Source organism: Vogesella sp. XCS3 (assembly GCF_020616155.1).
In the GTDB taxonomy this organism is placed as follows: Bacteria; Pseudomonadota; Gammaproteobacteria; order Burkholderiales; family Chromobacteriaceae; genus Vogesella.
Genome location: NZ_CP085530.1, coordinates 857,097 through 882,601, shown reverse-complemented (window position 1 = coordinate 882,601; position 25,505 = coordinate 857,097). Strand labels below are relative to the sequence as shown.

The 25,505-nt window shown below is 60.2% G+C and carries 26 protein-coding genes; 23 read left to right on the top strand and 3 right to left on the bottom strand.

Annotated elements, in window-relative coordinates; genetic code table 11:
• Nucleotides 1-3 precede the first annotated feature (3 nt).
• From ispC to LCH97_RS03970, 16 genes are all read left to right on the top strand, one after another.
• Nucleotides 4-1,182 (top strand): 1-deoxy-D-xylulose-5-phosphate reductoisomerase, encoded by a 1,179-nt coding sequence (gene ispC, locus LCH97_RS04045; RefSeq protein WP_227303521.1) that lies wholly within the window; start codon nt 4-6, stop codon nt 1,180-1,182.
• Nucleotides 1,179-2,516 (top strand): RIP metalloprotease RseP, encoded by a 1,338-nt coding sequence (rseP, locus tag LCH97_RS04040; RefSeq protein ID WP_227303520.1) that lies wholly within the window; start codon nt 1,179-1,181, stop codon nt 2,514-2,516. The genes ispC and rseP overlap by 4 nt, the downstream gene beginning before the upstream one ends.
• 13 nt (nt 2,517-2,529) lie before the next feature.
• Complete coding sequence (gene bamA, locus LCH97_RS04035; RefSeq protein ID WP_227303519.1) at nt 2,530-4,815, top strand: outer membrane protein assembly factor BamA; 2,286 nt, start codon at nt 2,530-2,532, stop codon at nt 4,813-4,815.
• Between the two features lie 9 nt (nt 4,816-4,824).
• Nucleotides 4,825-5,313, top strand: a complete 489-nt coding sequence (locus LCH97_RS04030; protein WP_227303518.1) for an OmpH family outer membrane protein — start codon at nt 4,825-4,827, stop codon at nt 5,311-5,313.
• Between the two features lie 63 nt (nt 5,314-5,376).
• Nucleotides 5,377-6,420, top strand: a complete 1,044-nt coding sequence (gene lpxD / locus LCH97_RS04025; RefSeq protein ID WP_227303517.1) for a UDP-3-O-(3-hydroxymyristoyl)glucosamine N-acyltransferase — start codon at nt 5,377-5,379, stop codon at nt 6,418-6,420.
• Nucleotides 6,417-6,884 (top strand): 3-hydroxyacyl-ACP dehydratase FabZ, encoded by a 468-nt coding sequence (fabZ, locus tag LCH97_RS04020; protein ID WP_227303516.1) that lies wholly within the window; start codon nt 6,417-6,419, stop codon nt 6,882-6,884. The genes lpxD and fabZ overlap by 4 nt, the downstream gene beginning before the upstream one ends.
• Before the next feature lie 2 nt (nt 6,885-6,886).
• Complete coding sequence (gene lpxA / locus LCH97_RS04015; protein WP_227303515.1) at nt 6,887-7,663, top strand: acyl-ACP--UDP-N-acetylglucosamine O-acyltransferase; 777 nt, start codon at nt 6,887-6,889, stop codon at nt 7,661-7,663.
• A 3-nt stretch (nt 7,664-7,666) separates the two neighbouring features.
• On the top strand, nt 7,667-8,836 hold the full coding sequence (lpxB, locus tag LCH97_RS04010) for a lipid-A-disaccharide synthase (RefSeq protein WP_227303514.1): 1,170 nt from the start codon (nt 7,667-7,669) through the stop codon (nt 8,834-8,836).
• Nucleotides 8,830-9,414 (top strand): ribonuclease HII, encoded by a 585-nt coding sequence (gene rnhB / locus LCH97_RS04005; protein WP_227303513.1) that lies wholly within the window; start codon nt 8,830-8,832, stop codon nt 9,412-9,414. The genes lpxB and rnhB overlap by 7 nt, the downstream gene beginning before the upstream one ends.
• A 10-nt stretch (nt 9,415-9,424) precedes the next feature.
• Nucleotides 9,425-9,907, top strand: a complete 483-nt coding sequence (locus LCH97_RS04000; protein ID WP_227303512.1) for a DNA-deoxyinosine glycosylase — start codon at nt 9,425-9,427, stop codon at nt 9,905-9,907.
• 22 nt (nt 9,908-9,929) lie between these two features.
• Nucleotides 9,930-10,136 carry a hypothetical protein gene (locus LCH97_RS03995; protein ID WP_081600668.1) on the top strand — a complete coding sequence of 69 codons (207 nt, stop codon included), beginning with the start codon at nt 9,930-9,932 and terminating at the stop codon, nt 10,134-10,136.
• 73 nt (nt 10,137-10,209) lie between these two features.
• On the top strand, nt 10,210-11,397 hold the full coding sequence (gene glp, locus LCH97_RS03990) for a gephyrin-like molybdotransferase Glp (RefSeq protein ID WP_227303511.1): 1,188 nt from the start codon (nt 10,210-10,212) through the stop codon (nt 11,395-11,397).
• A complete protein-coding gene (locus tag LCH97_RS03985) occupies nt 11,394-11,735 on the top strand; it encodes a 2Fe-2S iron-sulfur cluster-binding protein (protein WP_227303510.1) in 342 nt (113 codons plus the stop codon). The genes glp and LCH97_RS03985 overlap by 4 nt, the downstream gene beginning before the upstream one ends.
• Before the next feature lie 22 nt (nt 11,736-11,757).
• A complete protein-coding gene (locus LCH97_RS03980; RefSeq protein WP_227303509.1) occupies nt 11,758-12,843 on the top strand; it encodes a DUF3616 domain-containing protein in 1,086 nt (361 codons plus the stop codon).
• A gap of 41 nt (nt 12,844-12,884) precedes the next feature.
• On the top strand, nt 12,885-13,121 hold the full coding sequence (locus LCH97_RS03975; protein WP_227303508.1) for a hypothetical protein: 237 nt from the start codon (nt 12,885-12,887) through the stop codon (nt 13,119-13,121).
• Nucleotides 13,118-13,732: a PolC-type DNA polymerase III gene (locus LCH97_RS03970; protein ID WP_227303507.1), complete on the top strand. Its 615-nt coding sequence runs from the start codon at nt 13,118-13,120 to the stop codon at nt 13,730-13,732. The genes LCH97_RS03975 and LCH97_RS03970 overlap by 4 nt, the downstream gene beginning before the upstream one ends.
• A 67-nt stretch (nt 13,733-13,799) precedes the next feature.
• On the opposite strand, the gene LCH97_RS03965 is transcribed toward LCH97_RS03970, so the two are convergent.
• Nucleotides 13,800-14,369 (bottom strand): flavin reductase family protein, encoded by a 570-nt coding sequence (locus LCH97_RS03965; protein WP_227303506.1) that lies wholly within the window; start codon nt 14,367-14,369, stop codon nt 13,800-13,802.
• Entirely contained in the window at nt 14,370-14,867 is a 498-nt protein-coding gene (gene moaC / locus LCH97_RS03960; RefSeq protein WP_227303505.1) for a cyclic pyranopterin monophosphate synthase MoaC, read from the bottom strand.
• Nucleotides 14,868-15,238: 371 nt separating this feature from the next.
• On the opposite strand from moaC, the gene tig reads away from it, so the two are divergent.
• The 6 genes from tig (at nt 15,239) to LCH97_RS03930 (ending at nt 23,476) form a co-directional block, all read left to right on the top strand.
• Nucleotides 15,239-16,540 carry a trigger factor gene (gene tig / locus LCH97_RS03955; protein WP_227303504.1) on the top strand — a complete coding sequence of 434 codons (1,302 nt, stop codon included), beginning with the start codon at nt 15,239-15,241 and terminating at the stop codon, nt 16,538-16,540.
• A gap of 27 nt (nt 16,541-16,567) precedes the next feature.
• The gene (gene clpP / locus LCH97_RS03950) at nt 16,568-17,200 is read left to right on the top strand and encodes an ATP-dependent Clp endopeptidase proteolytic subunit ClpP (protein WP_017509551.1); all 633 of its coding nucleotides are present in this window, start codon (nt 16,568-16,570) and stop codon (nt 17,198-17,200) included.
• 17 nt (nt 17,201-17,217) lie between these two features.
• Nucleotides 17,218-18,501: an ATP-dependent Clp protease ATP-binding subunit ClpX gene (gene clpX / locus LCH97_RS03945; protein ID WP_227303503.1), complete on the top strand. Its 1,284-nt coding sequence runs from the start codon at nt 17,218-17,220 to the stop codon at nt 18,499-18,501.
• A gap of 144 nt (nt 18,502-18,645) precedes the next feature.
• Entirely contained in the window at nt 18,646-21,063 is a 2,418-nt protein-coding gene (gene lon, locus LCH97_RS03940) for an endopeptidase La (protein ID WP_227303502.1), read from the top strand.
• Between the two features lie 174 nt (nt 21,064-21,237).
• Nucleotides 21,238-21,507 carry an HU family DNA-binding protein gene (locus LCH97_RS03935; RefSeq protein WP_017509554.1) on the top strand — a complete coding sequence of 90 codons (270 nt, stop codon included), beginning with the start codon at nt 21,238-21,240 and terminating at the stop codon, nt 21,505-21,507.
• A gap of 139 nt (nt 21,508-21,646) precedes the next feature.
• The gene (locus LCH97_RS03930) at nt 21,647-23,476 is read left to right on the top strand and encodes a SurA N-terminal domain-containing protein (protein WP_227303501.1); all 1,830 of its coding nucleotides are present in this window, start codon (nt 21,647-21,649) and stop codon (nt 23,474-23,476) included.
• Nucleotides 23,477-23,606: 130 nt separating this feature from the next.
• Here the strand turns inward: LCH97_RS03930 and sodB are convergent, their stop codons facing one another.
• Nucleotides 23,607-24,188, bottom strand: a complete 582-nt coding sequence (gene sodB, locus LCH97_RS03925; protein ID WP_017509556.1) for a superoxide dismutase [Fe] — start codon at nt 24,186-24,188, stop codon at nt 23,607-23,609.
• Between the two features lie 175 nt (nt 24,189-24,363).
• Between sodB and LCH97_RS03920 the strand changes: the two genes are divergently transcribed.
• Nucleotides 24,364-25,497 carry an NAD(P)/FAD-dependent oxidoreductase gene (locus tag LCH97_RS03920; RefSeq protein ID WP_255619327.1) on the top strand — a complete coding sequence of 378 codons (1,134 nt, stop codon included), beginning with the start codon at nt 24,364-24,366 and terminating at the stop codon, nt 25,495-25,497.
• The last annotated feature ends 8 nt before the right edge of the window (nt 25,498-25,505 follow it).

Here is a 25,505-nt window from a genome sequence, read left to right as displayed (position 1 = left end):
TGCATGACTATTCAATTGATAACCATACTGGGCGCTACCGGTAGCATAGGTACCAACACGCTGGACGTGGTAGCCATGCACCCGCAGCGCTACCGTGTTTTTGCCCTGGCGGCGCATAGCCAGGCCGACAAGCTGTTTGCCCAGTGCATGCAGCACAAGCCGCGTTACGCGGTGTTGATCGACCCGCAAGCGGCTTCGCGTTTGCGTCACTTGCTGGCCGAGGCGGGTAGTGACACGCAGGTATTGCAAGGCGAAGCTGCGCTGACGGACGTGTCTACCGCCAGCGAGGTTGATATGGTGATGGCGGCCATCGTCGGCGCCGCCGGCTTGCGGCCAACCTTGGCCGCTGCGCGTGCAGGCAAGCGGATTTTGCTGGCGAATAAAGAGTCGCTAGTGGTAGCCGGTGACCTGTTCATGCGCGCCGTGCGCGAAGGTGGTGCCACGCTACTGCCTGTCGATAGCGAACACAACGCCCTGTTTCAGGCGCTGCCAGCCGGTTTTGATGGCGACCTTGCCGCTGCTGGCGTGGTGGAGCTGATTCTGACGGCTTCGGGCGGGCCATTCCGCCACCATACGTTGGCGCAACTGCAACACGTTACCGCTGACGATGCCTGCAAGCATCCGAACTGGGTAATGGGGCGCAAGATTTCGGTGGATTCTGCCAGCTTGATGAACAAGGGGCTGGAGGTAATCGAAGCGCACTGGCTGTTCAATACGCCTGCCGAGCAAATCAAGGTGGTTGTGCACCCACAGAGTGTCATCCACTCCATGGTGCGTTACCACGATGGCAGTATTCTGGCGCAGCTGGGTTCGCCGGATATGCGCACGCCCATCGCCTACGCCATGGCGTGGCCACAGCGCATTGCGGCGCCAGTACAGCCGCTGGATTTCCTGACCATGGGTGCGCTGACGTTTGAAGCCCCGGATTTGCAGCGCTTCCCTTGCCTGAAGCTGGCCTTCGATTGCCTGAAGGCGGGTGGCGATGCCTCGGCGGTGATGAATGCGGCCAACGAAGTCGCGGTAGCCAGCTTCCTGGCGGGGCGCATCGGCTTCCTGCAAATACCGCAACTGATTGAGCGGGCCTTGTCGCATAGCGACTTGTCGCTCAGTGGCGATCTGGAAAGCCTGCTGGCCAAAGATGCCGCCACGCGTGCGCTGGTGAGTGGCTGGGTGCCGGCATGACTATCCTGGCCTTTTTGCTGGTGATTGGCGTACTGGTCACCTTTCACGAGTTTGGCCATTTTCTGGCGGCGCGCCTGTGCGGCGTGAAAGTGCTGACTTTCTCCATCGGCTTTGGCAAAACCATTTATGCCCGCACGGTGGGTGAAACCGAATGGCGGCTGGCGTGGATCCCGCTGGGTGGCTACGTACGCATGCTGGACGAGCGCGAAGCACCGGTTGAAAGCCAGGATCGCCCCCGTGCCTTTAACCAGCGCCCGGTGTGGCAGCGCATGGTTATCGTGCTGGCCGGTCCGCTGGCTAACCTGCTGCTGGCGGTGGTGCTGTTTGCCGTTACCATGAGCGGCGAACAAACGCGCTTGCAGCCGCTGGTTGGTACCGTGGCTGCACAAACGGCAGCCGCTGCGGCCGGTGTGCGTGCGGGTGACCGTATTGTTAGTGTGAATGGCACGCCGGTGGCGGATTGGGCCGACGCGCGCCAGGCCATGGGCATGGCCATCGTCAATGATGGCCAGTTGGCCTTGGGTCTGCAGCGGGCAGGGCAGCCGGTGCTGGCACGCCTGGATTTGCCAGCGTTCGGGCTGGAAAAATTCGACCAGGCCACCATGGGTAAGCTGGGCGTGATGCCAGCGCGCTATCTGCCGCAAATTGGTGCCGTCTTGCCCGGTGGCGCTGCCGCGCGCGCCGACCTGCAGCCAGGCGACAGGCTGATAGCAGTGGCGGGCAAGCCGGTAGCAAGCTGGGAAGCATGGGTGCTGTGGGTGCATAATCACCCGGGCGAGCAGTTTGACCTGACGGTGCAGCGCGCCGGCAAGCTGCTGCAGTTGCCGCTGCGCCCGGATAGTATCGAGCAGGATGGCGTGAAGGTTGGCCGCATCGGCGCAGCCCCTGCCATGGATGAGGCCTGGCTGGCCAGCTTGCAGCAGCGTGTGCATGTGCCTGTTAGCGATGCCGTGCCCGCCGCGCTGGCGCGTACGCTGGACTTGTGCCGTAGTACACTGGGCACGCTTGCCGCCATGCTGACGGGCGGGGTTTCGCTGGACGCACTCAGTGGCCCGCTCACCATTGCCGAGTACGCAGGCAAGAGCGCCGATATCGGCGTGATCGCTTTGCTGGAATTCATGGCGCTGATCAGTGTCAGTCTTGGAGTATTCAATCTGCTACCCGTGCCGGTGCTGGATGGCGGGCACTTGCTGTATCATGTGGCAGAACTGATTCGGGGGCGACCGCTTCCCGATCGCGTGTACGAAGTCGGTCAGCGTCTGGGGATGGCTTTCATTCTGACAGTCATGATGCTGGCCCTGTTTAATGACTTCGCCCGGTTGCTGGCCGGCTAGGATCATAACAACTATGAACAAACGCTTTCTTGCAGCCGCTGTTGCCGCTGCCTTCTTGTCCCCGGCCTGGGCCGCGGACAGTTTTGTTATCAAGGACATTCGTGTTGAAGGCCTGCAGCGTACCGAGCCGGGTACCGTCTTCAACTATCTGCCGCTGAAAGTGGGTGATACCTTTACCCAGCAGCGCGCAGCAGAGGCTATCAAGGCCCTGTTTGCTACCGGCTTTTTTAACGATGTGCGTGTGGAGTCCGACGGCGACGTGCTGGTGCTGGCGGTGAGCGAGCGCCCGGTCATTGCCCAGTTGCAGGTCAACGGCAGCAAGGAATTCCCGAAAGAGCAGTTGATCAAGGCCATGAAGGACAACGGCCTGGCCGAATCACGTATTTTTGACCAGGGCTTGCTGGATCAAGCGGTGCAAGAACTCAAGCGCCAGTACTTCAGCAAGGGCAAGTACTCGGCCGAAATCCAGACCCAGATTACCCGCCTGGAGCGTAACCGCGTTGCCGTGACGCTGGATATCGTGGAAGGCGTTACCGCCAAAATCAAGGATATCCGCATTGTAGGCAACCGCGCCTTTGATGAAGATACCCTGCTGGACGAGATGTCGCTGACGCCTTCCGGCTTCATGACCTGGCTGTCGCGTTCTGACCGTTACTCGCGCCAGCAGCTGTCTGCCGACCTGGAAAAACTGCGTGCCTACTATCTGAACCAGGGTTATGCCGAGTTCAATATCGAGTCTACGCAGGTGGCCATTAGTGCCGACAAGCAAGACATGTATGTCACGGCCAACCTGTCCGAGGGCAAGCAGTACAAGATTTCCGATATCCGCCTGGCGGGTGACTTGCGCGTGCCGGAAGCCGAACTGCGCCAGCTGATTAGCGTCAAGTCGGGTGCGCTGTTCAATCGCGAAGAAATCAATAATTCGATTGCCGCGCTGACCGAGCGTTTGGAAGCCGATGGTTACGCCTTTGTCAGCGTGAACCCGGTACCCGAGATCGACAAAGAGAAAAGTACGGTTGCCCTGACTTTCTTCGTCGACCCGGGTCGTCTGACCAGTGTGCGTCGCGTGAATATTGCAGGCAATACCCGTACCCGCGACGAAGTCATCCGCCGCGAGCTGCGCCAGCTGGAAAGTGCACAGTACAACGGTGCCGCGATCAAGCGCAGCAAGGAACGCCTGGAGCTGCTGGGCTACTTTGAGACCGTCAACATCGAAACCCCGGCTGTCGTGGATACGGCAGACCAGGTGGACATGAATGTGGTCGTGAAAGAGCGCGCTACCGGCTCGATCAATGCCGGTATCGGTTACGCGCAGGGCGATGGCCTGCAGCTGAGCGCCTCGGTATCGCAAGCCAACGTGCTGGGCTCGGGTAAGTCTTTGTCGTTCAGCTTCTCCAATGGCAAAACCACCAAGAATTCCACCATATCGTTTACCGATCCGTACTACACGGTAGATGGTGTCAGCGTGGGCTACGATCTGTATCGCCGTGTCTATAACCCGTCCGCGACCGATACCAACAAGTACAAGACCAGCACCACCGGTGCGGCCGTACGCTTTGGTGTGCCGGTAACCGAGTTTGACCGGATCAACTACAGCTTTGGTGCGGAAAATACCGCCATTACGCTGTTCAGTGATAGCCCGCAGCGTTACAAGGACTTTGTTAAGCAGTACGGCAAGTCCAATATGACGCTGCTGTCTTCCGCCGGCTGGTCGCGCGATACCCGCGATAGCGCCCTGTGGCCAACGCGCGGCTATAGCATGGGCGTCTATATGGACGCAGGTATGCCCGGTGGTGATATCCAGTACTATCGCATGTCGCATAACCAGGCATGGTTCTGGCCACTGTCGAAAAACTTCACCCTGGCAGCCAGTGGCGAAGTAGGTTTCGCTAATGGCTATGGCAAAACCAAGCGTTTGCCATTCTTCCAGAACTACTATCTGGGCGGCCTGGGCTCCGTGCGCGGCTACGAAAACGGCAGCATGGGTCCGCTGGATACCAATGGCGACGCGCTGGGCGGTACGCGCAAGATCACCAGCTCGCTGGAGCTCTTGTTCCCGTTCCCTGGCATGCGTGATAACCGCAGCCTGCGCACCAGTCTTTTTGTAGATGCCGGCACCTTGTGGGACCCGAAAGAAACATCGGTAAGTGCATCGGATGGCCTGCGCTACTCGTCTGGCCTGGCGCTTACCTGGCTGTCGCCTATTGGCCCGCTGAAATTCAGCTACGCCATTCCGCTGAAAAAGCAGAGCGGCGATCAGTTGCAGCGCTTCCAGTTTACGATTGGCCAAGTGTTCTAAGGAGTTCGCATGCCATTCAAACGTTTGCTGCCAGTACTGCCTTTGTTGCTGGCGTCGACTTTTGCTACCGCCGCCGATGTCAAAATCGGCTACGTCAATACCGAGCGGGTATATCGCGAGGCTGCACCTGCGCTTAATGCGCAGAAAAAGCTGGAGCGCGAGTTCGCCAGCCGCGAAGCCGAGCTGAAAAAGCTGGCCGCACGCGGCAAGGAGCTCGAGGCGCAATTGGCCAAGGGTAAACCGAGCGATGGCGAGCGTCGTGCCATGGAGCGGGAATTGGCCTCGGTCGACCGTGAGTACCAGGCCAAATCACGCGATTTTCGCGATGACTTGAACCAGCGCCGCAATGAAGAGTTTGCTGCGGTGCAGGAGCGGGCTAACCGTGTGATCAAGCAGCTGGCCGAGCGTGAACAGTTCGACCTGATCCTGCAAGACGTGGTGTACGTAAGCGGTAAAATGGACATCACGCCCAAGGTGCTGAAAGAGCTGGAGAAATAGGCCGCAAGGCTTCTTACAACACTCGAAGCCGACGCCAAGTCGGCTTCGTCATTGCTAGAACCCATGAAACTATCCCACATTGTGGCCACCCTGGGAGGTGAGCTGCGCGGCGAAGACCGCGATATCGACCGCCTGGCGTCCATGGAAGAGGCGGGCGCTGGCCAGATGACCTTTCTGGCCAACCCGAAATATCGCAGCCAGCTCGATAGCACTAGCGCCGGTGCAGTCATCGTCAAGCCGGCGCTGGAAGAGGCCGCCAGCAAGGTTGGCCGCAGCCTGATTCTGGCAGCGGACCCGTATCTGTACTTTGCCCGTGTCGCTACGCTGCTCAATCCGCAACCTGCTGCCGTTCCCGGGGTGCACCCGCGAGCCGTGATAGGCGAGGGGAGCGTGATCGCGGCCAGCACCGAGGTGCGCGAAATGGTCAGCATCGGTCGCCATGTCACCATTGGCGAACGTTGCGTCATTCACCCCGGGGTGGTGATCGGCGATAACGTCACCATTGGCGACGATGCGCTGATCTACCCCAATGTCAGCCTCTACCACGGCTGCCGTCTGGGTAATCGCGTGATTCTGCACGCCGGAGCCGTGATCGGTGCCGACGGTTTTGGTCTGGCGTGGAATACCGACCGCTGGTTCAAGATTCCGCAAACCGGCGTGGTGGTCATTGGTGACGATGTCGAAGTCGGCGCCAATACCACCATCGACCGTGGCGCGCTGAAAGACACCATTATTGGCGAAGGCGTGAAGCTGGATAACCAGATTCAGCTGGCGCACAACGTGCAAGTGGGCGCACACACCGCCATGGCCGGCTGCGCGGCCGTCGCCGGCAGCACCAAGATCGGTGCGCGCTGCACCATTGGTGGCGCTGCGCGCATCATTGGCCACCTTGATATTGCTGACGGTACCCACGTGGGCGCCGGTACCCTGATTTCCAAATCCATCCGCCAGGCCGACGCCTACACCGCGGTGTACCCGATGGCCACCCACAAAGAGTGGCTGGCCAACGCGGCCCACCTGCGGCACCTGGGCGAGCTGGTTACCCGTGTCAAACAACTTGAAAAAGCGCTGCGACAAGCGCAAGACAATAAGGATCCACAACCATGACTGAAGCCGTGAATAACGACGCTGCCGTATCCATCGACGTACGCGAGATCATGCGCTACCTGCCGCACCGTTACCCGTTTCTGCTGGTAGACCGTGTGACCGAGTTTGTGGCCAACGAACGCATCAAGGCCATCAAGAACGTGACCATCAACGAGCCGTTCTTCATGGGCCATTTCGAACAATACCCGGTGATGCCAGGTGTACTGATCATCGAAGCCCTGGCGCAGGCTGCCGGTATTCTGTCGATCCGCAGCGAAGGCGAGCGCCCGGAAAACGAGCTGTACTTCTTTGTCGGCATCGATAATGCCCGCTTCAAGCGTCAGGTCGTGCCAGGCGACCAGCTGACGCTGGAAGTAGAACAGCTGGCCATGAAGCGCGGTATCGCCAAGTACAACGCCCGTGCGCTGGTAGACGGCCAGGTGGCCTGTGAAGCGCAAATCATGTGTGCCAAACGCGAGGTATAAATATGGCCATTCATCCTACCGCCATCATTGCTGATGGCGCGCAGATTGCCGATGACGTGGAAATCGGCGCCTACAGCATCATCGGTGCCAATGTCAGCATTGGTAGTGGTACCTGGGTAGGGCCGCACGTGGTGATCGAAGGCCATACCAGCATCGGCAAGAACAACCGTATCTTCCAGTTCTGCTCGCTGGGCGCCGTACCGCAAGACAAGAAATACGCTGGCGAGCCGACACGCCTGGAAATCGGCGATGGCAACACCATCCGCGAGTTCTGCACCTTCAATATCGGTACCGCGCAAGATGTCGGCGTAACGCGCCTGGGCAATAACAACTGGATCATGGCCTACGTCCACCTGGGCCACGATTGCCAGATTGGTGACAACACCATTTTTGCCAACAACGCCACGCTGGGCGGCCACGTCCACGTGGGTGACTGGGTGATTCTGGGTGGCTTTACCAGCGTGCACCAGTTCTGCCACATTGGCGACCACGCCATGACCGCCTTCTCCAGTGCCGTGGCGCAAGACGTGCCGCCGTACGTGATGGCGCACGGCAACCGCGCTGTGCCGGCCGGTATCAATGCCGAAGGTCTGAAGCGTCGCGGTTTCAGCCCCGAGCAGATTCGTACCATCCGCAATGCCTACAAAGCGCTGTACCGTAAAGGCTTGCCGTTTGATGATGCCCGTGCCGAGATCGAAACCGAAGCCGCTACCGGCAAGGAAGAGTTGGCCGCATTTGTCCGTTTCTTTGCTGCTGCCAGCCGCGGCATTATCCGTTAGACCATGACAGACAAGCTGTTTACCCGCCCGGGTGCGCTCAAGGTGGCCATGGTCGCCGGCGAGGCCTCGGGCGACCTGTTGGGCGCCCATTTGATGGGCGCGCTGAAGGCGGCGCACCCCGATGTCGAGTTTGCCGGCATCGGCGGCCCGCGCATGCTGGCGCGCGGTTTTACCAGCCAGGTACCACAAGAGCGGCTGGCCGTGCGTGGCTACGTAGAGGTGCTGTCGCGCCTGCCCGAGCTGCTGCGTATCCGCCGCACGCTACGCGATACGCTGCTGGCCGAAAAGCCCGACGTGTTTATCGGTATCGACGCCCCGGATTTCAATCTGGGGCTGGAAAAGTGGCTGAAGCAGGCCGGCCTGCGCACGGTGCACTACGTCAGCCCGTCGGTGTGGGCGTGGCGGCCGGAGCGCGTGGTGAAGATCGGCGATAGCGCCGACCAGGTGCTGTGCCTGTTCCCCATGGAAAAACCGCTGTACGACGCTGCCGGCGTGCCGGCCACCTTTGTCGGCCACCCGCTGGCCAGCGAGATCGATATCGCGCCGGACCAGAACGCCATGCGCGAACAGCTGGGCCTGCCCAAAGCCGTGCCGGTTTTTGCCTTGTTGCCAGGCAGCCGCAAGAGCGAGCTGGAGTTTATGGGCGGCCTGTATCTGGATGTGGCACGCCAGCTGCTGGCGCGCTACCCGGACGCGCAGTTTCTGGTGCCGCTAGCCACGCGGCCAACCATGGACCAGTTCGACCAGCTGCTGACCCGCCACAAGGCGTGGGATCTGCCTATCCGCAAGCTGTTTGGCCATGCCCAGATGGCGATGATCGCTGCCGACGTGGTGCTGGTTACTAGCGGGACGGCCACGCTGGAAGTGGCGCTCACCAAAAAACCGATGGTGATCAGCTACAAGTTGTCGTGGCTTACCTACCAGCTGGTCAAGCGCAAGCTCAAGCTGCCCTACGTCGGCCTGCCCAATATCCTGGCCAAACGTTTTGTAGTGCCGGAACTGTTGCAGAAAGAGGCGACGGTAGAAAAGCTTACCGCTGCCGTAGCCGAGCTGTACGACAACCAGGATAGCCGGCAAGACATCATTGATACCTTTACCGCGTTGCATCATAGCCTGAAGGCCGATTCGGCACGGCTGGCGGCCGAGGCCATCCTGAAGGTGGCGCGATGCTGATCTGCGGTGTGGACGAAGCCGGCCGCGGCCCGCTGATCGGCTCGGTGTTTACTGCGGCTGTCATTCTGGACCCGGCGCGGCCCATTGTCGGCCTGGCCGACTCCAAAAAGCTCAGCGAGGCGCGGCGCGCTGCGCTGGCGCTGGAGATCAAGGAAAAAGCGCTGGCTTGGCATATCGCCAGCGCTACAGCGGCCGAAATTGATCAGCACAATATTTTCCAGGCCACCATGCTGGCTATGGTGCGTGCGGTCGATGGCCTGGCCATCACCCCCGGCAAGGTGCTGATCGACGGCAATAAAATCCCCAAGACGCTAACGCTGCCGGCCGAGGCTATTGTGAAGGGCGACGCCAAGGTGCAGGAAATCTCCGCTGCGTCCATCCTGGCCAAGACCGCGCGCGATGCCGAGATGATTGCACTGGACGCGCTGCACCCGCAGTACGGTTTTGCCCGCCATAAAGGTTACCCCACGGCCGAGCACATGAAGGCATTGGCGCGGCACGGCGCATTGGCCGAGCATCGCCGCAGTTTTGGCCCGGTGCGCCTGCAGCTGGCCGCCGAGCAGGGCAGCCTGTTTTAAAGTTGGCCGCATGCGCAAAGCCAGCTTTCCGCCGGTAGTCGATACCGGCACCCGTGTGCTGATTCTGGGCTCCTTGCCCGGTGATGCCTCGCTGGCGGCGGCGCAGTATTATGCCCACCCGCGCAACCAGTTCTGGCGCCTGTTGGGTGTGGTGGCCGGCGGCGAGTTGGCCGCATTGCCGTACCCGCAGCGCCTGGCGACCATGCAGGCATTGGGTGTAGGGCTGTGGGACGTGGTGGCCGAGGCCACGCGTAGCGGCAGCCTCGATAGCGCTATCCGCGATGCGCGCGCCAACCCGCTGGCGGCGCTGGTGGCCACGCTGCCGGCCTTGCAGGCGGTGGCGTTTAATGGCCAGACCGCAGGCAAGGCGGCACCGGTTTTGGCTGGCTGCGGCGTGGATGTACTGGTGCTGCCGTCCAGCAGCCCGGCGCATACGCTGGCTTTCGATAAAAAACTTCAAGAATGGCAGGCGCTGCGCCGATATATGGTTTAAGCCTATTTCGCGGGTGCCTTTCATGAATCGTTATTGCATCTGGTTTGTTACGCCGGGTAACCCGGTAAGCCGTCATGCCGAGATCACACTTGCCGGCACGATTCATAACCACCATGTGCTGGAAGATATCGAAAAGCGCCTGGCTGGCAGCCTGCAGCTGCCGCATATCCTGATTACCGACTGGAAGCGTTTCGAAGACCCGCCTGCGGCCAATCCTGTGGCAGCCTAGGCCGATAGCCGTATTACCGTACAAGCCGCGTCTGTGAGAAGATGCGGCTTTTGTCATTCATGCTATCCGACTCATGCAAACCGTAGAGCAAACTCGCGACTGGCTGCTGTCGCGCGCCCGTGTGCCTGCCGCTACCGAAACTGTCGGCCTGCTGGCCGCCGCTGGTCGTGTGCTGGCGCAAGACCTGGTCTCCACCGTGGATGTGCCCCCTTGTGACAATAGCGCCATGGATGGCTACGCCGTGCGCGCCGCCGATGCGGCTGCCGCGTTGCCGGTAAGCCAGCGCATACCGGCCGGCAGCGTGCCACAGCCACTGCTGGCGTCCAGCGCCGCGCGCATCTTTACTGGTGCTCCGGTGCCACCGCTGGCCGACGCCGTGGTGATGCAGGAGCAGGCCGAGGTGCAGCCGGATGGTAGCGTGCGTTTTACGGCGCCAGTCAGCGCCGGCCAGAACATACGCCGCCGTGGCGAAGACATTGCCAGCGGCCAAACGGTGCTGGCCTGCGGCCAACGTCTGCAAGACGCCGACCTGGGCTTGGCGGCTTCCATCGGTGTGGCTAGCCTGCAGGTATACCGCCAGCTGCGTGTGGCGGTGTTCTTTACCGGCGACGAGCTGGTGGAGCCGGGTACGCCAGCCGGTGCCGGCAAAATCTACAACTCCAACCGCTACTGGCTGGTGCCGGCGCTGCGTGCGCTGGGCTGCCAGGTGCTGGATCTGGGCATTATCCCCGATACCTTGGCCGCGACACGCCAGGCGCTGCGCGATGCCGCTGCCCAGGCCGACGTGGTGATGACCTGTGGTGGCGTATCGGTGGGCGAGGAAGATCACGTCAAAGCAGCGGTAGAAGCCGAGGGCGAGCTGCAGCTGTGGAAAATCGCCATCAAACCCGGCAAGCCGCTGGCCAGTGGCCGCGTGGGCGAGGCTGACTTTATCGGCCTGCCGGGCAACCCGGTATCGGGTTACGTGACGTTTGCCGTACTGGTGCGCGATTTTCTGCGTGCCCGCATGGGCGAGGTGGTGCCAGCGTGGCAGCCGCTTTACCACCTGCCAGCTGCATTTGACTGGCGCAAGCCGGATACGCGCCGCGAAGAATACCTGCGCGTACGCGTGGCGCAGCAGGGTGGCCAGCTGGTGCTGCAACGCTACCCGAACCAGGGCTCCGGCGTGCTGACATCGTGCGCCTGGGCCGATGCGCTGGTGCGCTTGCAGCCAGGCCAGCTGGTGCAGCCGGGCGACATGCTGCCGGTGTACGCGCTGTGACACGGCTGGTTTTCGAGCGCGGCGGCCAGTGCATTGCCGAGCTGGAGGCTAGCCCCGGCGATGCGCTGATCGACGTGGCGCGCTTTCATGATGTGCCGCTGCACTGGCGCTGCGGGCAGGGTACTTGTGGCACCTGTGCCGTGCGCCTGCAGCATGCTTCGCAGCCGCAGCAGGTTGAGGTTGGCCGCAAGGAGCGCAACGTGCTGCTGCGCGCAGGGCTGTGTAGTACCAGCGCGGCCGCGAGCGAGCAGTGGCCGGATACGCCGGAAACGGTACGCCTGGCCTGCCATTTATACGTGGGCGATGTGCCTTGGCACATCAGCCTGCCAGACGATTAACCCGCTTTAGCCGAGGTATGCCATGCCCAAGAAACTATCTGTCAATGCGGTAAGCCTGGCGCTGGATAGCGCCCAGCTGGTGCACGATAACCTGTCCGGCGCGGTGGCTATTGGCGACACGCTGTGGGTGGCTGGCGACGAAGCCTGCGGCCTGGACCGCCTGCTGCGCGATCGCACAGCTCAAGGCCTGCACTTTGTGGCAGACCGCCATTACCCGCTGTCTGACTATCTGCCATTGCCAGACAGTGCCGATATCGAGGCCGACCTGGAAGGCCTGGCGGTGGCCGATGGCTACTTGTGGCTGGTGGGCTCGCACGGGCTCAAGCGCAAGGCGCCACAGCCGGCGCGTGATGCTGCGGCCAACCTCAAGCGCCTGGCCACGGTAACGCACGATGGTAATCGCTGCCTGCTGGCACGCATCCCGCTGCTGGACGAGGGCGATGGTGTGTTCTCGCTGCAAAAAAACACGGCAGACGGGCGTACGGCCGCTACGCTGAAAGGCAAGAAGAAATATAACGAACTGACAGCACTGCTGGCCGAAGACCCGCAACTGGCGCCGTTCATGGCCATACCCGGCAAAGACAACGGCTTTGACATAGAAGGGTTGGCTGCCGTAGATGGCAAGCTGTTGCTGGGCCTGCGCGGGCCGGTGCTTCGCGGCTGGAGTTGCCTGCTGGAGGTACGCCTGGAAGCGCGCAAAGGCGAGCTGCGCCTGGCGCCGCTGGATGATAGCGGCTTGCTGTACCGCAAGCACTTTCTGCCGCTTGCCGGGCTAGGCGTGCGCGATTTGCACCTGGATGGCGACGACCTGCTGTTGCTGGCGGGCCCGACCATGGTGCTGGATGGCGCTGTGCGTGTGTATCGCTGGTTGGGTGCGCGGGCAGCGCTCGCCGGAGTGGCTGCGGGCGAGGGCGCGGCCTTGTGGTGGGAAGGCGTGGCCGAGCATATGGTGCTGCCGCACGGCAAAGGTACCGACCGCGCCGAGGCGCTGTGCAGGCTGCCGCCGCACTGGGCCGGGCAGGATGCCTGGCTGGTGCTGTACGACGCGCCATCGGCCAAGCGCAAGCCGCAAGCTGGCCTGGTGTACGGTGACCTGATGACGCGCTAGGGCGCGGTAGGCAAAAGCTGCGTACAATGCGCGGCTGTTAAATGACGAAGCAAGTAAAGGAAAACACCATGTCGCGCAAGAAAAACGATATCGACGAGCTGGACGACGAAACCCTGGCGCTGCTGGCCTGGTGTACCGAGGTGGAAGCGCATCTGGTAGCCGCCGGCGCTAGCGAGGCAGAAGCACAAGACCACATCGAAGAACAGGCCGAGTGGTATACCGATATGTTCTACGATGGCCTGAGCCCTGCCGAGGCAGCCAAGCAGGCGCTGGCATGAAGCAAAGGCTGGCCGTTATCGATTTCGAAACCACGGGTATCGGGCCTGGGGCGGATGGCCGCGCCACCGAGATCGGTATCGTGCTGCTGGAAAACGGCCAGGTGGTGGATCGTTATCAAAGCCTGATGAATGCCGGCGTGTGGGTGCCGCCGATGATCCAGCAGCTCACCGGCATCAGCAATGCCATGCTCAAGGCAGCACCGCCGGCCGCGCAGGTCATGCGCGAGGCGGCCGCTTTTGTGGGTACGGCACCATTGGTGGCGCACAACGCCAGCTTCGACCGCAAGTTCTGGGATTACGAGCTGGGTTTGCTGGGGCTGCAGCGCCAGCAAGACTTTGCCTGCACGCTGCTGTTGTCACGCCGCCTGCTGCCCGCGGCGCCGGATCACAAGCTGGGCACGCTCACGCGCTGGGCCGGCTTGCCGGCCACCGGTCGGGCGCACCGCGCGCTGGCCGACGCCGAAATGGCGGCCAACCTGTGGCAGTACTTGCAGCACACCGTGCAGCAACGCCACGGCGTGCGCCAGCCCGGTCACGATCTGCTGTGCAAGCTGCAGAAAGTGCCCGCCGCCAAGGTGGCGCAGTACCTGCAGCAAGTGGCCACGGCCTGAGTTGTGGCGCCAAACGTTCAAAAACAAACCCCGCCGCGGCGGGGTTTGTTGCGTCAGGCGAGGTGGTTCAGGGTTGGCCGCTGACCATGTCGCCGCTGACGAAGAAGGCGCCACCTGCCACGTGGTGCAGGCTGCGCAGGCCGTCATGGCCATCGAAATGCCAGCGGCCGTCGCTGAAGACGCGGCTGTCGGCTTGCGCGGCGACGACCTCGGCGATGAACAGGTCGTACTGTTGCTGGTTGTGCGGTTCCTGGATGATGCGGCATTCCAGATAGGCACTGCAGCCGGCAACCAGTGGCGCACCAATGCGCTGTGCCGGCATCGGCACCAGGCCACTGCTGGCAAACTTGTCGCAATCGGCACCGCTGGCACTGCCAGCGGCCACCACCGCCTGAGCCTGATGGCGGCACGGTACGTTCAGGGCAAACTCGCCTGTGGCCTCCATCAGCTTGCGGGTGTGGGTGGCCTTGTCGACGACAACCAGTATTTTGGGCGGGTCAAAGTCCAGCGGCATGGCCCAGGCAGCGGCCATCACGTTTTGCTGGCCGGCGTGCGCGCTACTCACCAGTACGGTAGGGCCGTGGTTCAGCAGGCGGTAGGCTTGCGCCAAAGGCACGTCTTGCAGTGTGTCCATCATTCACGTTCCCAAATGGTCGTTGTCACCGGCGTGCCAATGCCCGCTTTTGCCACCTTGCTTTTCCAGCAGCCGAACCCCGGCGATTTCCATGCCGCGATCCACAGCCTTGAGCATGTCGTATACGGTGAGCAAACCGGCCATCACGGCGCTGAGGGCTTCCATTTCCACACCGGTGCGGCCAACGGTTTCTGCGGTAACGGTAATGTGCAGGCGGCTGGCGTCGTCTTCGGCGCTGAAATCTACCGCTACGCGACTTAGCGCCAGTGGGTGGCACAGTGGAATCAGGTCGGCAGTGCGCTTGCTGCCTTGAATGGCTGCAATGCGGGCAATGCCGATTACGTCGCCTTTCTTGCTGGTGCCGGACTGCAGCAGGGCGTAGGTGGCTGGCTGCATGGTGATATGGCCGGTGGCTACCGCCACGCGTCGGGTTTCTGCCTTGTGGCCTACGTCAACCATGTGCGCCTGGCCACTGGCGTCAAAGTGGGTAAGGGTGGGCATGATGCTCGCTTGGTAAAGGGATATGGCAGGCACGATACCTGTAGCGGCGGCAGGCGACAATCGGCCAGAAGCATGAGGCGGGCAAACTGCTGTTTTGATGCGCCCCGGTCTGTTGCTGCCAGGGCTGTCTGGCTGGCCGGACAGGGCGCTGGCATCACGCACTGTTCAATTTGACGCTGCATGCTATACTCGCCCCTTGCTTTAGCTGCCTGGTTTTGCCTGCTTTGCAGGTAAACACGCTGCTTAACAATACAAAATTCATGGCGCAGGAAAGCAAAATCAGCATGGTTCCCCGAGCATTTCTTGCTCAACCCGTTGGTCTTTCCCGCTTCTGGCTTCAACCCCACACCTTTTGAATCTAAGGATTGGACATGCAAGTACAACTGGAAACGTTGAGCGGCCTCGAGCGTCGCATGAGCATTGCACTGCCGCTGGCTGCAATCGACGCACAAGTAGCCGAGCGCCTGAAGCGCATTGCCCGCACTGCAAAAATTCAGGGTTTCCGCCCAGGTAAAGCACCGGCCAAAATCGTTGAAGCAAACTACGGCGCACAAGTGCGCGAAGAAGTGCTGGGCGAACAGGTTCAGCAAAGCTTCTACAAGGCCGCTGTCGAGCAAAAACTGCGCGTAGCTGGCTACCCGCGTTTCGAACCGGCCGAGGGCGATGCAGAAAACTTCAAGTTTGCTGCTGCTTTCGAGGTTTACCCGGAAATCACCATCGGTGAGCTGGCTGGTAAAGACATCGAAAAGCCGAACACCGAAGTGACCGACGCTGAAATCGACAAAACTGTTGATATCCTGCGCAAGCAACGCACCCGCTTCAACCGCGTAGAGCGTGCAGCTGCTGACGGCGATCGCGTGATCATCGACTTCAAAGGCACCATCGACGGCGTAGCCTTCGAAGGCGGCAGCAGCGAGAACTTCCCGTTCATGCTGGGCCAGGGCCAGATGCTGCCAGAATTCGAAGCCGGCATCATCGGCGCGGCCGAAGGCGAAACCAAAACTGTGGCCGTGAACTTCCCGGCTGACTACCATGGCAAAGACGTAGCAGGCAAAACCGCCAGCTTCGACATCACCGTGAAAAACGTTGCTGCTGCCGAGCTGCCGGAAGTGAACGAAGAGTTCGCCAAGCTGCTGGGTATCGCCGACGGCGATGTAGCCAAGATGCGCGCAGAAATCCGCAAAAACGTGGAGCGTGAAGTAAAACGCCGTCTGTCCGCCCAGGTTAAAGAAAACGTGATGCAGGCGCTGATCGATGTTACCCCGATCGATCTGCCTAAGGCACTGGTAGAGCTGGAAGTTGGCCGCCTGATGGACCAGGCTCGCAAAGACCTGGAACAACGTGGCATGCAGCTGAAAGACATGCCGCTGCCGGCAGACCTGTTCACCCAGCAAGCCGAGCGCCGCGTGGCTCTGGGCCTGATCCTGGCTGAAGTGGTAGAAGCCAACAAGCTGGAAGCCAAGCCGGAGCAAGTTAAAGCCCTGGTAGAAGAATTTGCCGAGAGCTACGAGCAGCCACAAGACGTGATCGACTGGTACTACGCCGAAGCCGGCCGTCTGGAAGGCCCGACTTCCATGGTACTGGAAGACAGTGTGGTTGAATTTGTGCTGGGTCGCGCCAATGTTATCCAGAAGGACGTTTCTTTCGAAACCCTGATGGGCAACAACGCCTGATCTGTTTAACTGATACCGGAGAGGTCGATGAAATCGATGTTTGAACCGCAAGGTATGGGCCTGGTGCCCATGGTGGTGGAGCAAAGTGGCCGTGGCGAACGCGCCTACGACATTTTCTCCCGCCTGCTGAAGGAGCGTATCGTGTTCCTGGTCGGCCCTGTTACCGACGAGTCGGCCAATCTGGTGGTAGCACAGCTGCTGTTCCTGGAGTCGGAAAACCCGGACAAGGACATCTACCTGTATATCAACTCGCCAGGTGGTTCCATTACCGCCGGCATGTCGATCTACGACACGATGAACTTCATCAAGCCGGACGTTTCCACCCTGTGCATTGGCCAAGCAGCCAGCATGGGCGCCTTCCTGCTGTCGGCAGGCGCCAAGGGCAAGCGTTTTGCGCTGCCGAACAGCCGCGTGATGATCCACCAGCCGCTGTTGTACGGTGGCGGCCTGAGCGGCCAGGTGACCGACATCGAAATTCATGCCCGCGAACTGGTGAAAACCAAGGCGCACATGAACGAGCTGCTGGCCAAACACACCGGCCAGACCATGGAACAAGTACAAGCCGATACCGAACGCGACAACTTCATGTCTGCCGAGCAGAGCCGAGAGTACGGCCTGATCGACAAGGTGCTGAGCTCGCGTCTGGATGCGGCCGTTTAATTCGGGATGTCTATCTGATGGCAGATAAAGGCAGTAAGGACAAGCTGCTGTACTGCTCTTTTTGCGGCAAAAGCCAGCACGAAGTGCAGCGACTGATCGCCGGCCCGCAGGTCTACATTTGCAATGAGTGTGTAGATCTGTGCGGCGACATCATTCGCGACGAAACAGAAGCGAAAATCGGTGCTGCAGACGAGCAGGGCGAAGCACCAGCCCTGCCGACACCGCAGGAAATCCGCGCCTCGCTGGACCAGTACATCATTGGCCAGGACCCGGCCAAGAAGTCGCTGGCCGTGGCGGTATACAACCACTACAAGCGCCTCTACACGCCCAGCACCAAGGACGACGTAGAGCTGTCCAAGAGCAACATCCTGCTGATCGGCCCTACCGGCTCCGGCAAGACGCTGTTGGCGCAGACGCTGGCCAGGCTGCTGGATGTGCCGTTTGTCATTGCCGACGCCACCACGCTGACCGAAGCCGGCTACGTGGGCGAGGACGTTGAGCACATCATCCAGAAGCTCTTGCAAAAGTGCGACTACGATGTGACCAAAGCCCAGCGCGGCATTGTGTATCTGGACGAGATCGACAAGATTTCCCGCAAGTCGGAAAACCCGTCGATTACCCGTGATGTGTCCGGCGAAGGCGTACAGCAGGCTCTGCTGAAGCTGATCGAAGGTACGGTAGCGTCGGTACCGCCGCAAGGTGGCCGCAAGCACCCGAACCAGGAATTTATCCAGGTGGATACCACCAATATCCTGTTCATTTGCGGTGGTGCGTTCGATGGTCTGGAAAAGATCATTCGTCGCCGCTCCGAAAAAGGCGGGATCGGCTTTGGTGCCGAGGTGATGTCCAAGGAAGACGGCAAATCCATCAGTACCCTGTTCCGCGAAGTGGAGCCGGAAGACCTGATCAAGTTTGGCCTGATTCCCGAGCTGATCGGCCGCCTGCCAGTGGTAACCACACTGGAAGAGCTGGACGAAGAGGCGCTGGTAAGCATCCTGACCCAGCCGCGCAATGCCCTGATCAAGCAGTATCAGCGTCTGTTTGCCATGGAGCAGGTCACGCTGGAGGTGCTGCCTTCCGCCCTGCGCGTCATTGCCAAGCAAGCGCTGATTCGCAAGACCGGCGCGCGTGGTTTGCGTTCGATCCTGGAGCGCTCGCTGCTGGATACCATGTACGAGCTGCCATCTCTCGAAGGTGTCAGCAAGGTCGTGGTAGACGAAAAAGTGATCGAGCTGGGTGAAAAGCCTAGCTATATCCTGCAGCAGGAAGATGCTGCACCGGATACGGCCCAGTCAGCCTGAGTCTGGCCAGGCAGTGAAACAAACCGCCCGTAAGGGCGGTTTTTGTTTGCAGCTACTATTAAGTGCTTTAGCATGCTTGATATGGATGAATTTGCCCTAATTTGTCCTGTTAACTGAATTCCACCAAGAGCAAGGTTAGGTGATATGCCACAGCCCGCCGAACTAAAAGATCAAACCACACTGGCCCTATTGCCGCTGCGCGATGTCGTTGTGTTTCCGCACATGGTGATTCCGCTGTTTGTCGGCCGCCCCAAATCTATCAAGGCGCTTGAAAAGGCCATGGACGAAGGCAAGCAGATCCTGCTGGTCGCCCAGCGTGCTGCCGACAAGGACGAACCCCTGTCGGAAGACCTGCACGAGATCGGCACCATTGCCAGCATCCTGCAAATGCTGAAGCTGCCAGACGGCACCGTCAAAGTGTTGGTAGAAGGCAGACAGCGCGCCAGGTTGGCCGCAGTGCAGGATCACGAAGAATTTTTTACCGCCACCATCGACCCGTTGCCGTTTGACAGCGAGGATACCCCCGAGGTGGAGGCGCTGCGCCGCGCACTGCTGGCGCAGTTCGAGCAATTCGTCAAACTGAACAAGAAAATCCCGAGCGAAGTATTGTCGTCGCTGTCGGGTGTGGATAAGGCTGGCCGTCTGGCCGACTCGGTGGTGGTGCATCTGCCGCTGCGTCTGGAAAGCAAGCAGGAAGTGCTGGAGATGTTCGACATCAAGGCACGTATCGAGCACCTGCTGGCCATGATGGAAAGCGAAATCGACATCCTGCAGGTAGAAAAACGCATCCGTGGCCGCGTAAAGCGCCAGATGGAGAAGAGCCAGCGCGAGTACTACCTGAACGAACAGGTCAAAGCGATCCAGAAAGAGCTGGGCGAGGGTGAAGAAGGCAACGACCTGGACGAGCTGGAGCGCAAGATCAAAGCCGCCGGCATGTCCAAGGAAGGTCGCGAGAAAGTCACTGCCGAGCTGAAAAAGCTGCGCATGATGTCGCCGATGTCGGCTGAAGCTACCGTGGTGCGTAACTACATCGAAACCCTGATTGACCTGCCTTGGAAGAAAAAGACCAAGATCAGCAAGGATATCGATGCGGCTGAGGATGTGCTGGATGAAGATCACTTTGGCCTGGAGAAGGTCAAGGAGCGCATTCTGGAGTATCTGGCAGTGCAGCAGCGCGTTGACCGCCTGAAAGCGCCTATTCTGTGCCTTGTAGGCCCGCCAGGCGTGGGTAAAACCTCGCTGGGCCAGTCGATTGCCCGCGCCACCGGCCGCAAGTTCGTGCGCATGGCGCTGGGTGGTGTGCGCGACGAGTCTGAAATCCGCGGTCACCGCCGCACTTACATCGGCTCCATGCCAGGCAAAGTGCTGCAGAACATGACCAAAGTCGGCGTAAAAAACCCGCTGTTCCTGCTGGATGAGGTGGACAAGCTGGGTGCCGATTTCCGTGGCGACCCGTCTGCCGCGCTACTGGAAGTGCTCGATCCGGAGCAGAACCACGCCTTTGCCGACCATTACGCCGAGGTGGACTTCGACCTGTCCGATGTGATGTTCGTGGCCACGGCCAACTCGCTGAATATCCCGGCGGCTCTGCTGGACCGGATGGAAATCATCCGCCTGGCCGGTTACACCGAGGACGAAAAGGTCAATATCGCCACCAAATACCTGCTGCCCAAGCAGATGAAGAACAATGGCGTGGTAGAGGGCGAGCTGGTAGTGCAGGAAAGCGCTTTGCGCGACATCGTGCGCTATTACACCCGTGAGGCCGGCGTGCGTAGCCTGGACCGCGAGATCGCCAAAATCTGCCGCAAGGTGGTAACCGAGCACAGCAAAAAAACCGCCACTGGCAAGGCTGTCAAAACCACCGTCAGCAGCAAGACGCTGGAAAAATACCTGGGCGTGCACCGTTTCGACTTTGGCGTAGCCGAAGAAGAAAACCGCATCGGCCAGGTTACCGGCCTGGCGTGGACCGAAGTGGGTGGCGAGCTGCTCACTATCGAAGCGGTCGCTTTGCCTGGCAAGGGCAATATCATCCGCACCGGCCAGCTGGGCGAGGTGATGCAGGAGTCGATTACCGCCGCCATGAGCGTGGTGCGCAGCCGTGCGCGCTTGCTGGGAATCAAGCCTGATTTCTACGAAAAGCACGATATGCACATCCACGTGCCCGAAGGTGCCACGCCAAAAGACGGCCCGTCGGCCGGTATTGCCATGACCACGGCGCTGGTTTCCGTGCTCACCGGCATTCCGGTTCGTGCCGATGTGGCCATGACCGGCGAGATTACGCTGCGTGGTGAAGTACTGCCTATCGGCGGCCTGAAAGAGAAGTTGCTGGCCGCACAGCGCGGTGGCATCAAACGTGCGCTGATACCGAAGGGCAACGTGAAAGACCTGGCCGAGATTCCGGCTAACATCAAGAACAAGCTGGAGATTTTGCCAGTCAAGTGGATTGATGAGGTTTTGTCATACGCGCTGGAACGCGAGCCGCAAGCGCTGGCAGAGGAGGCCGTGGCTGTAACGCCCGCCACTGCTGAACTTGCGACAAAGTCCGCGCCAATGACACATTAATGACTCATTGTTTTGATTTGCTGGTAAAACCGCGCTAGCATCAGCTTTCAGGAGGGGGTGAAAACATGGTCACCCTCGCTGAAAGCCGCTTGACACAAGGATTTTGCCCTTGCTATAAAGCTAGCGGTTTTATTCAGTACTCCGTACACCGAGAACGACGAAAGGGGACTTAACGTGAACAAGTCTGAACTGATTGACGCTATCGCCGCCAAGGCAGACATTTCCAAAGCAGCTGCCGGTAAGGCACTGGATGGCATGATCGATGCCGTAACCGATGCGCTGAAGGCTGGCGACACTGTCACTGTTGTAGGCTTTGGTACTTTCTACGTAGGCGAGCGCGCCGAGCGTAGTGGTCGTAACCCGAAGACTGGCGAGACCATTACTATCGCTGCTGCCAAGTCTCCGAAATTCCGTGCTGGTAAGGCACTGAAAGACGCACTGTAATCAGCACCTGCCCGGTGCTTGCACCGGGCGTCTGCATGCCAGTCACTCTGTATGGGTTTGCGTAAGCAGGCTCCACCAGACAATCAACAAGGTGAACGGCCAACGTTCACCTTGTTTCTTTGGTAGACCCCGAAACGTCATGTTTGATTTCGTTCAAAATAACAATACCGCCATCAAGATCATTCTGGGTGCGGTGGCGCTGACTTTTGTCGGCTTTGGTGTTGGCAGCTACAGTGCCGCCGTAGAAGACCCGTATCTGGCAAAAGTGGGTGACGCCAAGATCTACCAGAAAGACGTGGAGCGTCAGCTGGAAGGCCAGCCTGCCAACGCGGCATCGCGCCAGGCGGTACTGGAAAACCTGATTCGCCAGGAAATGCTGCTGGCCGAGGCGCGTGGCCATCATCTGGCCGTGTCCCCGCAGCAATTGCGCACCGTGATTGCCGCTATCCCGGCATTCCAGGATGGCGGTAAATTCAGCGCCGCACGTTATACAGAATTCCTGCAAGGCCGTTACATGACGGCGGATGCATTTGAAGAGCAGGTTGGCCGCGACCTCTTGCTGCAAGCACAGGTCGCCCCCTACCTGAACGGCAGCTTTGTGTCCCGCACGCTGGCCGAGCGTATGAGCGCCCTGGTGTCCGAAGTGCGCGACGTGCGTACCTACACCCTCAAGCCAGAGCAGTTCGCTGCGGACGTCAAGCTGGATGATGCTGTTATCAAGGCCTACTACGACGCCAACCTGAAGCGCTTCAAAACCACAGACCAGGCGCGTCTGGAGTATGTGACACTGTCGCAAGACGCCATGGCACAGGCGCTGACCATCAGCGATGCTGACGCTAAAGCGTATTACGACAAGAATGCCGGCGAGTTTTCGTCCGAAGAGCGCCAGGTGGCGCACATCCTGCTGACCGTAGACAAGAACGCACCCGCAGCCGATAAAGCCAAGGTCAAGGCGCAGGCTGACGCCATCCTGAAAGAAGTGCGTGCCAACCCGGCCAAATTTGCCGAGCTGGCCAAGGCGCGTTCGCAAGACCCGGGCTCTGCGGCCAACGGTGGCGACCTGGGCTTCTTTGGCCGTGGCGTGATGACCAAACCGTTTGAAAGCGTGGCTTTTGCCATGAAGCAGGGCCAGATCAGCGAAGTGGTTGAAACCGAGTTCGGCTATCACATCCTGCAGCTTAATGCGATCAAGGCCAGCGATTTCGAGTCGCAAAAAGCCGCCGTAGTAGACAAGCTGCGCAAGCAAAAAGCCGCCGCTGCCTACCGCGCTGCTGCCGAAAAAATGGGCGAGCTGGCCTACCAGCAAGGTGATTCGCTGAAAGCGGTAGAAACGGCGCTAAACCTGAAAGCCCAGCAGAGCGAGTTGCTGCCACGCACCGGCAAGCCTGGTGACGCGGTATTGGGCAACGCCAAGCTGCTGGAAGCCGCATTCAGTGATGATGTGCTGAACAAAAAGCACAATAGCGAGCCGGTGGACGTAGGCAACAACACACTGGTAGTGGTGCGTGTGGCCGAACACCAGCCTGCGCGTCAGCGTGCGCTGGCCGAGGTGCAGGACACCATCCGCGCCGAGCTGGTGGCCAAAGAGGGCGCCAAGTTGGCCGCACAGCGTGGCACTGCCATGCTGGCCGAGCTCAAAGCCGGCAAAGCCGCGGCATTTGCCTGGGGCGAGCTGAAAAACCTGTCACGTCGTAACCCTGCCGGCACCCCGGTAGCCGAGCTGCGCGCCGTGTTTGCGGCCAACCCCAAGCAGCTGCCAGCGTTTGCCGGCGTGAAGCGCGATAACGGCGAATACGTGCTGTACAGCATCGACAAGGTGCAGCCGGCACAAGCCCTGGCGCCGCAGGAGTCTGCCCAGCTAGGCATGCTGTTGGGTGAAATGTCGTCGCAAAGCCTGATGGCAGCCTACCTGGAGCAATTGCGCCAGAAGCACAAGGTGGTGATCAGCCAGACGCCGGCCGAGCAGTAAGCGGCTAGTAATGGTGGTATGGAGTGAAAGCCTGCTTGCACTGCAAGCAGGCTTTTTGCTTCTGCCGTGGTGAGCAGCAGGCAAGAAAAAAGGCCCCGCGAGGGGCCTTTCATCAACAGGCAGAACCGGATCAGGCGGCGAAGTTGTCGGCCACGAAGTTCCAGTTAACCAGCTTCCAGAAGCCTTCCAGGTAGTTCGGGCGGCTGTTGCGGTAGTCGATGTAGTAAGCGTGTTCCCACACGTCGCAAGTCAGCAGTGGCTTCTTGTCGGTGGTCAGCGGGGTAGCAGCGTTGCTGGTGGATACCAGGTCCAGGCTGCCGTCGGCGTTTTTCACCAGCCAGGCCCAGCCGGAGCCGAAAGTGCCTACGGCACAGGCAGCAAAAGCTTTCTTGAACTCGTCGAACGAGCCCCATTTGGCGTTGATGGCATCAGCCAGCGCGCCGGTCGGTTCGCCGCCAGCATTCGGGGCCAGACCGAACCAGTAGAAGGTGTGGTTCCATACCTGAGCGGCGTTGTTGAAGATGCCGCCGGAGGATTTCTTCACGATCTCTTCCAGGGAGGCGTTCTCGAACTCGGTGCCCTTGATCAGGTTGTTCAGGTTGGTGATGTAGGTCTGGTGATGCTTGCCGTAGTGGAATTCCAGGGTTTCTTTGGAAATGATCGGCGCCAGGGCGTCCAGTGCGTACGGCAGTTCGGGCAGTTTGTGTTCCATCGTGCTCTCCAGAGTTAACAAGCAAAACAGCATGCGCTGTTCGACTGCTACAGTTTACTGTAATTGGCCGGCATCGCCAATTGTTGACCAAATCACTACACTATATAAGCTAATTCTTTTTGAGGTTCGTCACGTGCAGTTCGATGTAATCGTGTTAGGTGCCGGCGCTGCCGGCATGATGTGCGCGGCCACCGCTGGCCAGCGCGGCCGCCGTGTGCTGCTGCTGGACCACGCTACCAAGCTGGCGGAGAAAATCCGCATTTCCGGTGGCGGGCGCAGCAACTTCACCAATATCCATGCCCGGCATGACTGCTATGTGTCAGATAACCCCAATTTTTGCCGTTCCGCATTGGCGCAATTCACCCCGCAACACTTTATCGCCATGGTGGAGCGCCATGGTATTGCCTACCACGAGAAGAAGCTGGGTCAGCTGTTCTGTGATGACAGCAGCCAGCAGCTGATCGACATGCTGGACGCCGAATGCCGCGATGCTGGCGTAGACCGCCGCATGGGCGTGCAGGTCGGCGAGGTTGGCCGCAGCGATGGCGACGGCTTTACTGTGGCAACCAGTATCGGCACTTTTCGCTGTCAGTCGCTGGTCGTGGCCACGGGCGGCTTGTCGATACCGCAGATCGGCGCCACCGCCTTTGGCTACCAGCTGGCCGAGCAGTTTGGCCTGCCGGTGACCAAGCTGGACCCGGCGCTAGTGCCGCTGACCTTCCACGTGGACGACGCGGCGCGTTTTGCCCCGCTAGCTGGCGTGTCGCTGGACACCGAAGTGCGCATCGGCAAGGTGCGTTTTCGCGAGAACGTGCTGTTTACCCATAAAGGCTTGTCCGGCCCGGCCATCTTGCAGATATCCAGCTACTGGCAGCCGGGGCAGGAAATCATTATCGACCTGCTGCCGGATACCGATGCCGAGGCCTGGCTGGAAGCGCGGGCCGGCAGTGACCAACTGCTGGCCAATGCCATGGGCGAGCTAGGCTGGTCCAAGCGCTTTGCCGAAGCCTGGCTGGAAGGGCAGGGGGCCAATGTACGTGGCCGCGACCTGTCACCGAAAAAGCGCCGCCAGCTGGCCGAGGCCCTACATCACTGGCGCGTGCTGCCTAATGGCACGCAGGGCTATAAAAAGGCCGAGGTTACCCGCGGTGGCGTATCAACCAAGGCGCTGTCATCCAAGACCATGATGGCCAACGATGTACCCGGTTTGTTCTTTATCGGTGAAGTCGTCGATATCACCGGCTGGCTGGGGGGCTATAACTTTCAGTGGGCGTGGTCTTCCGGCTTTGTGGCAGGTAAAAACTGCTAGAATCACAG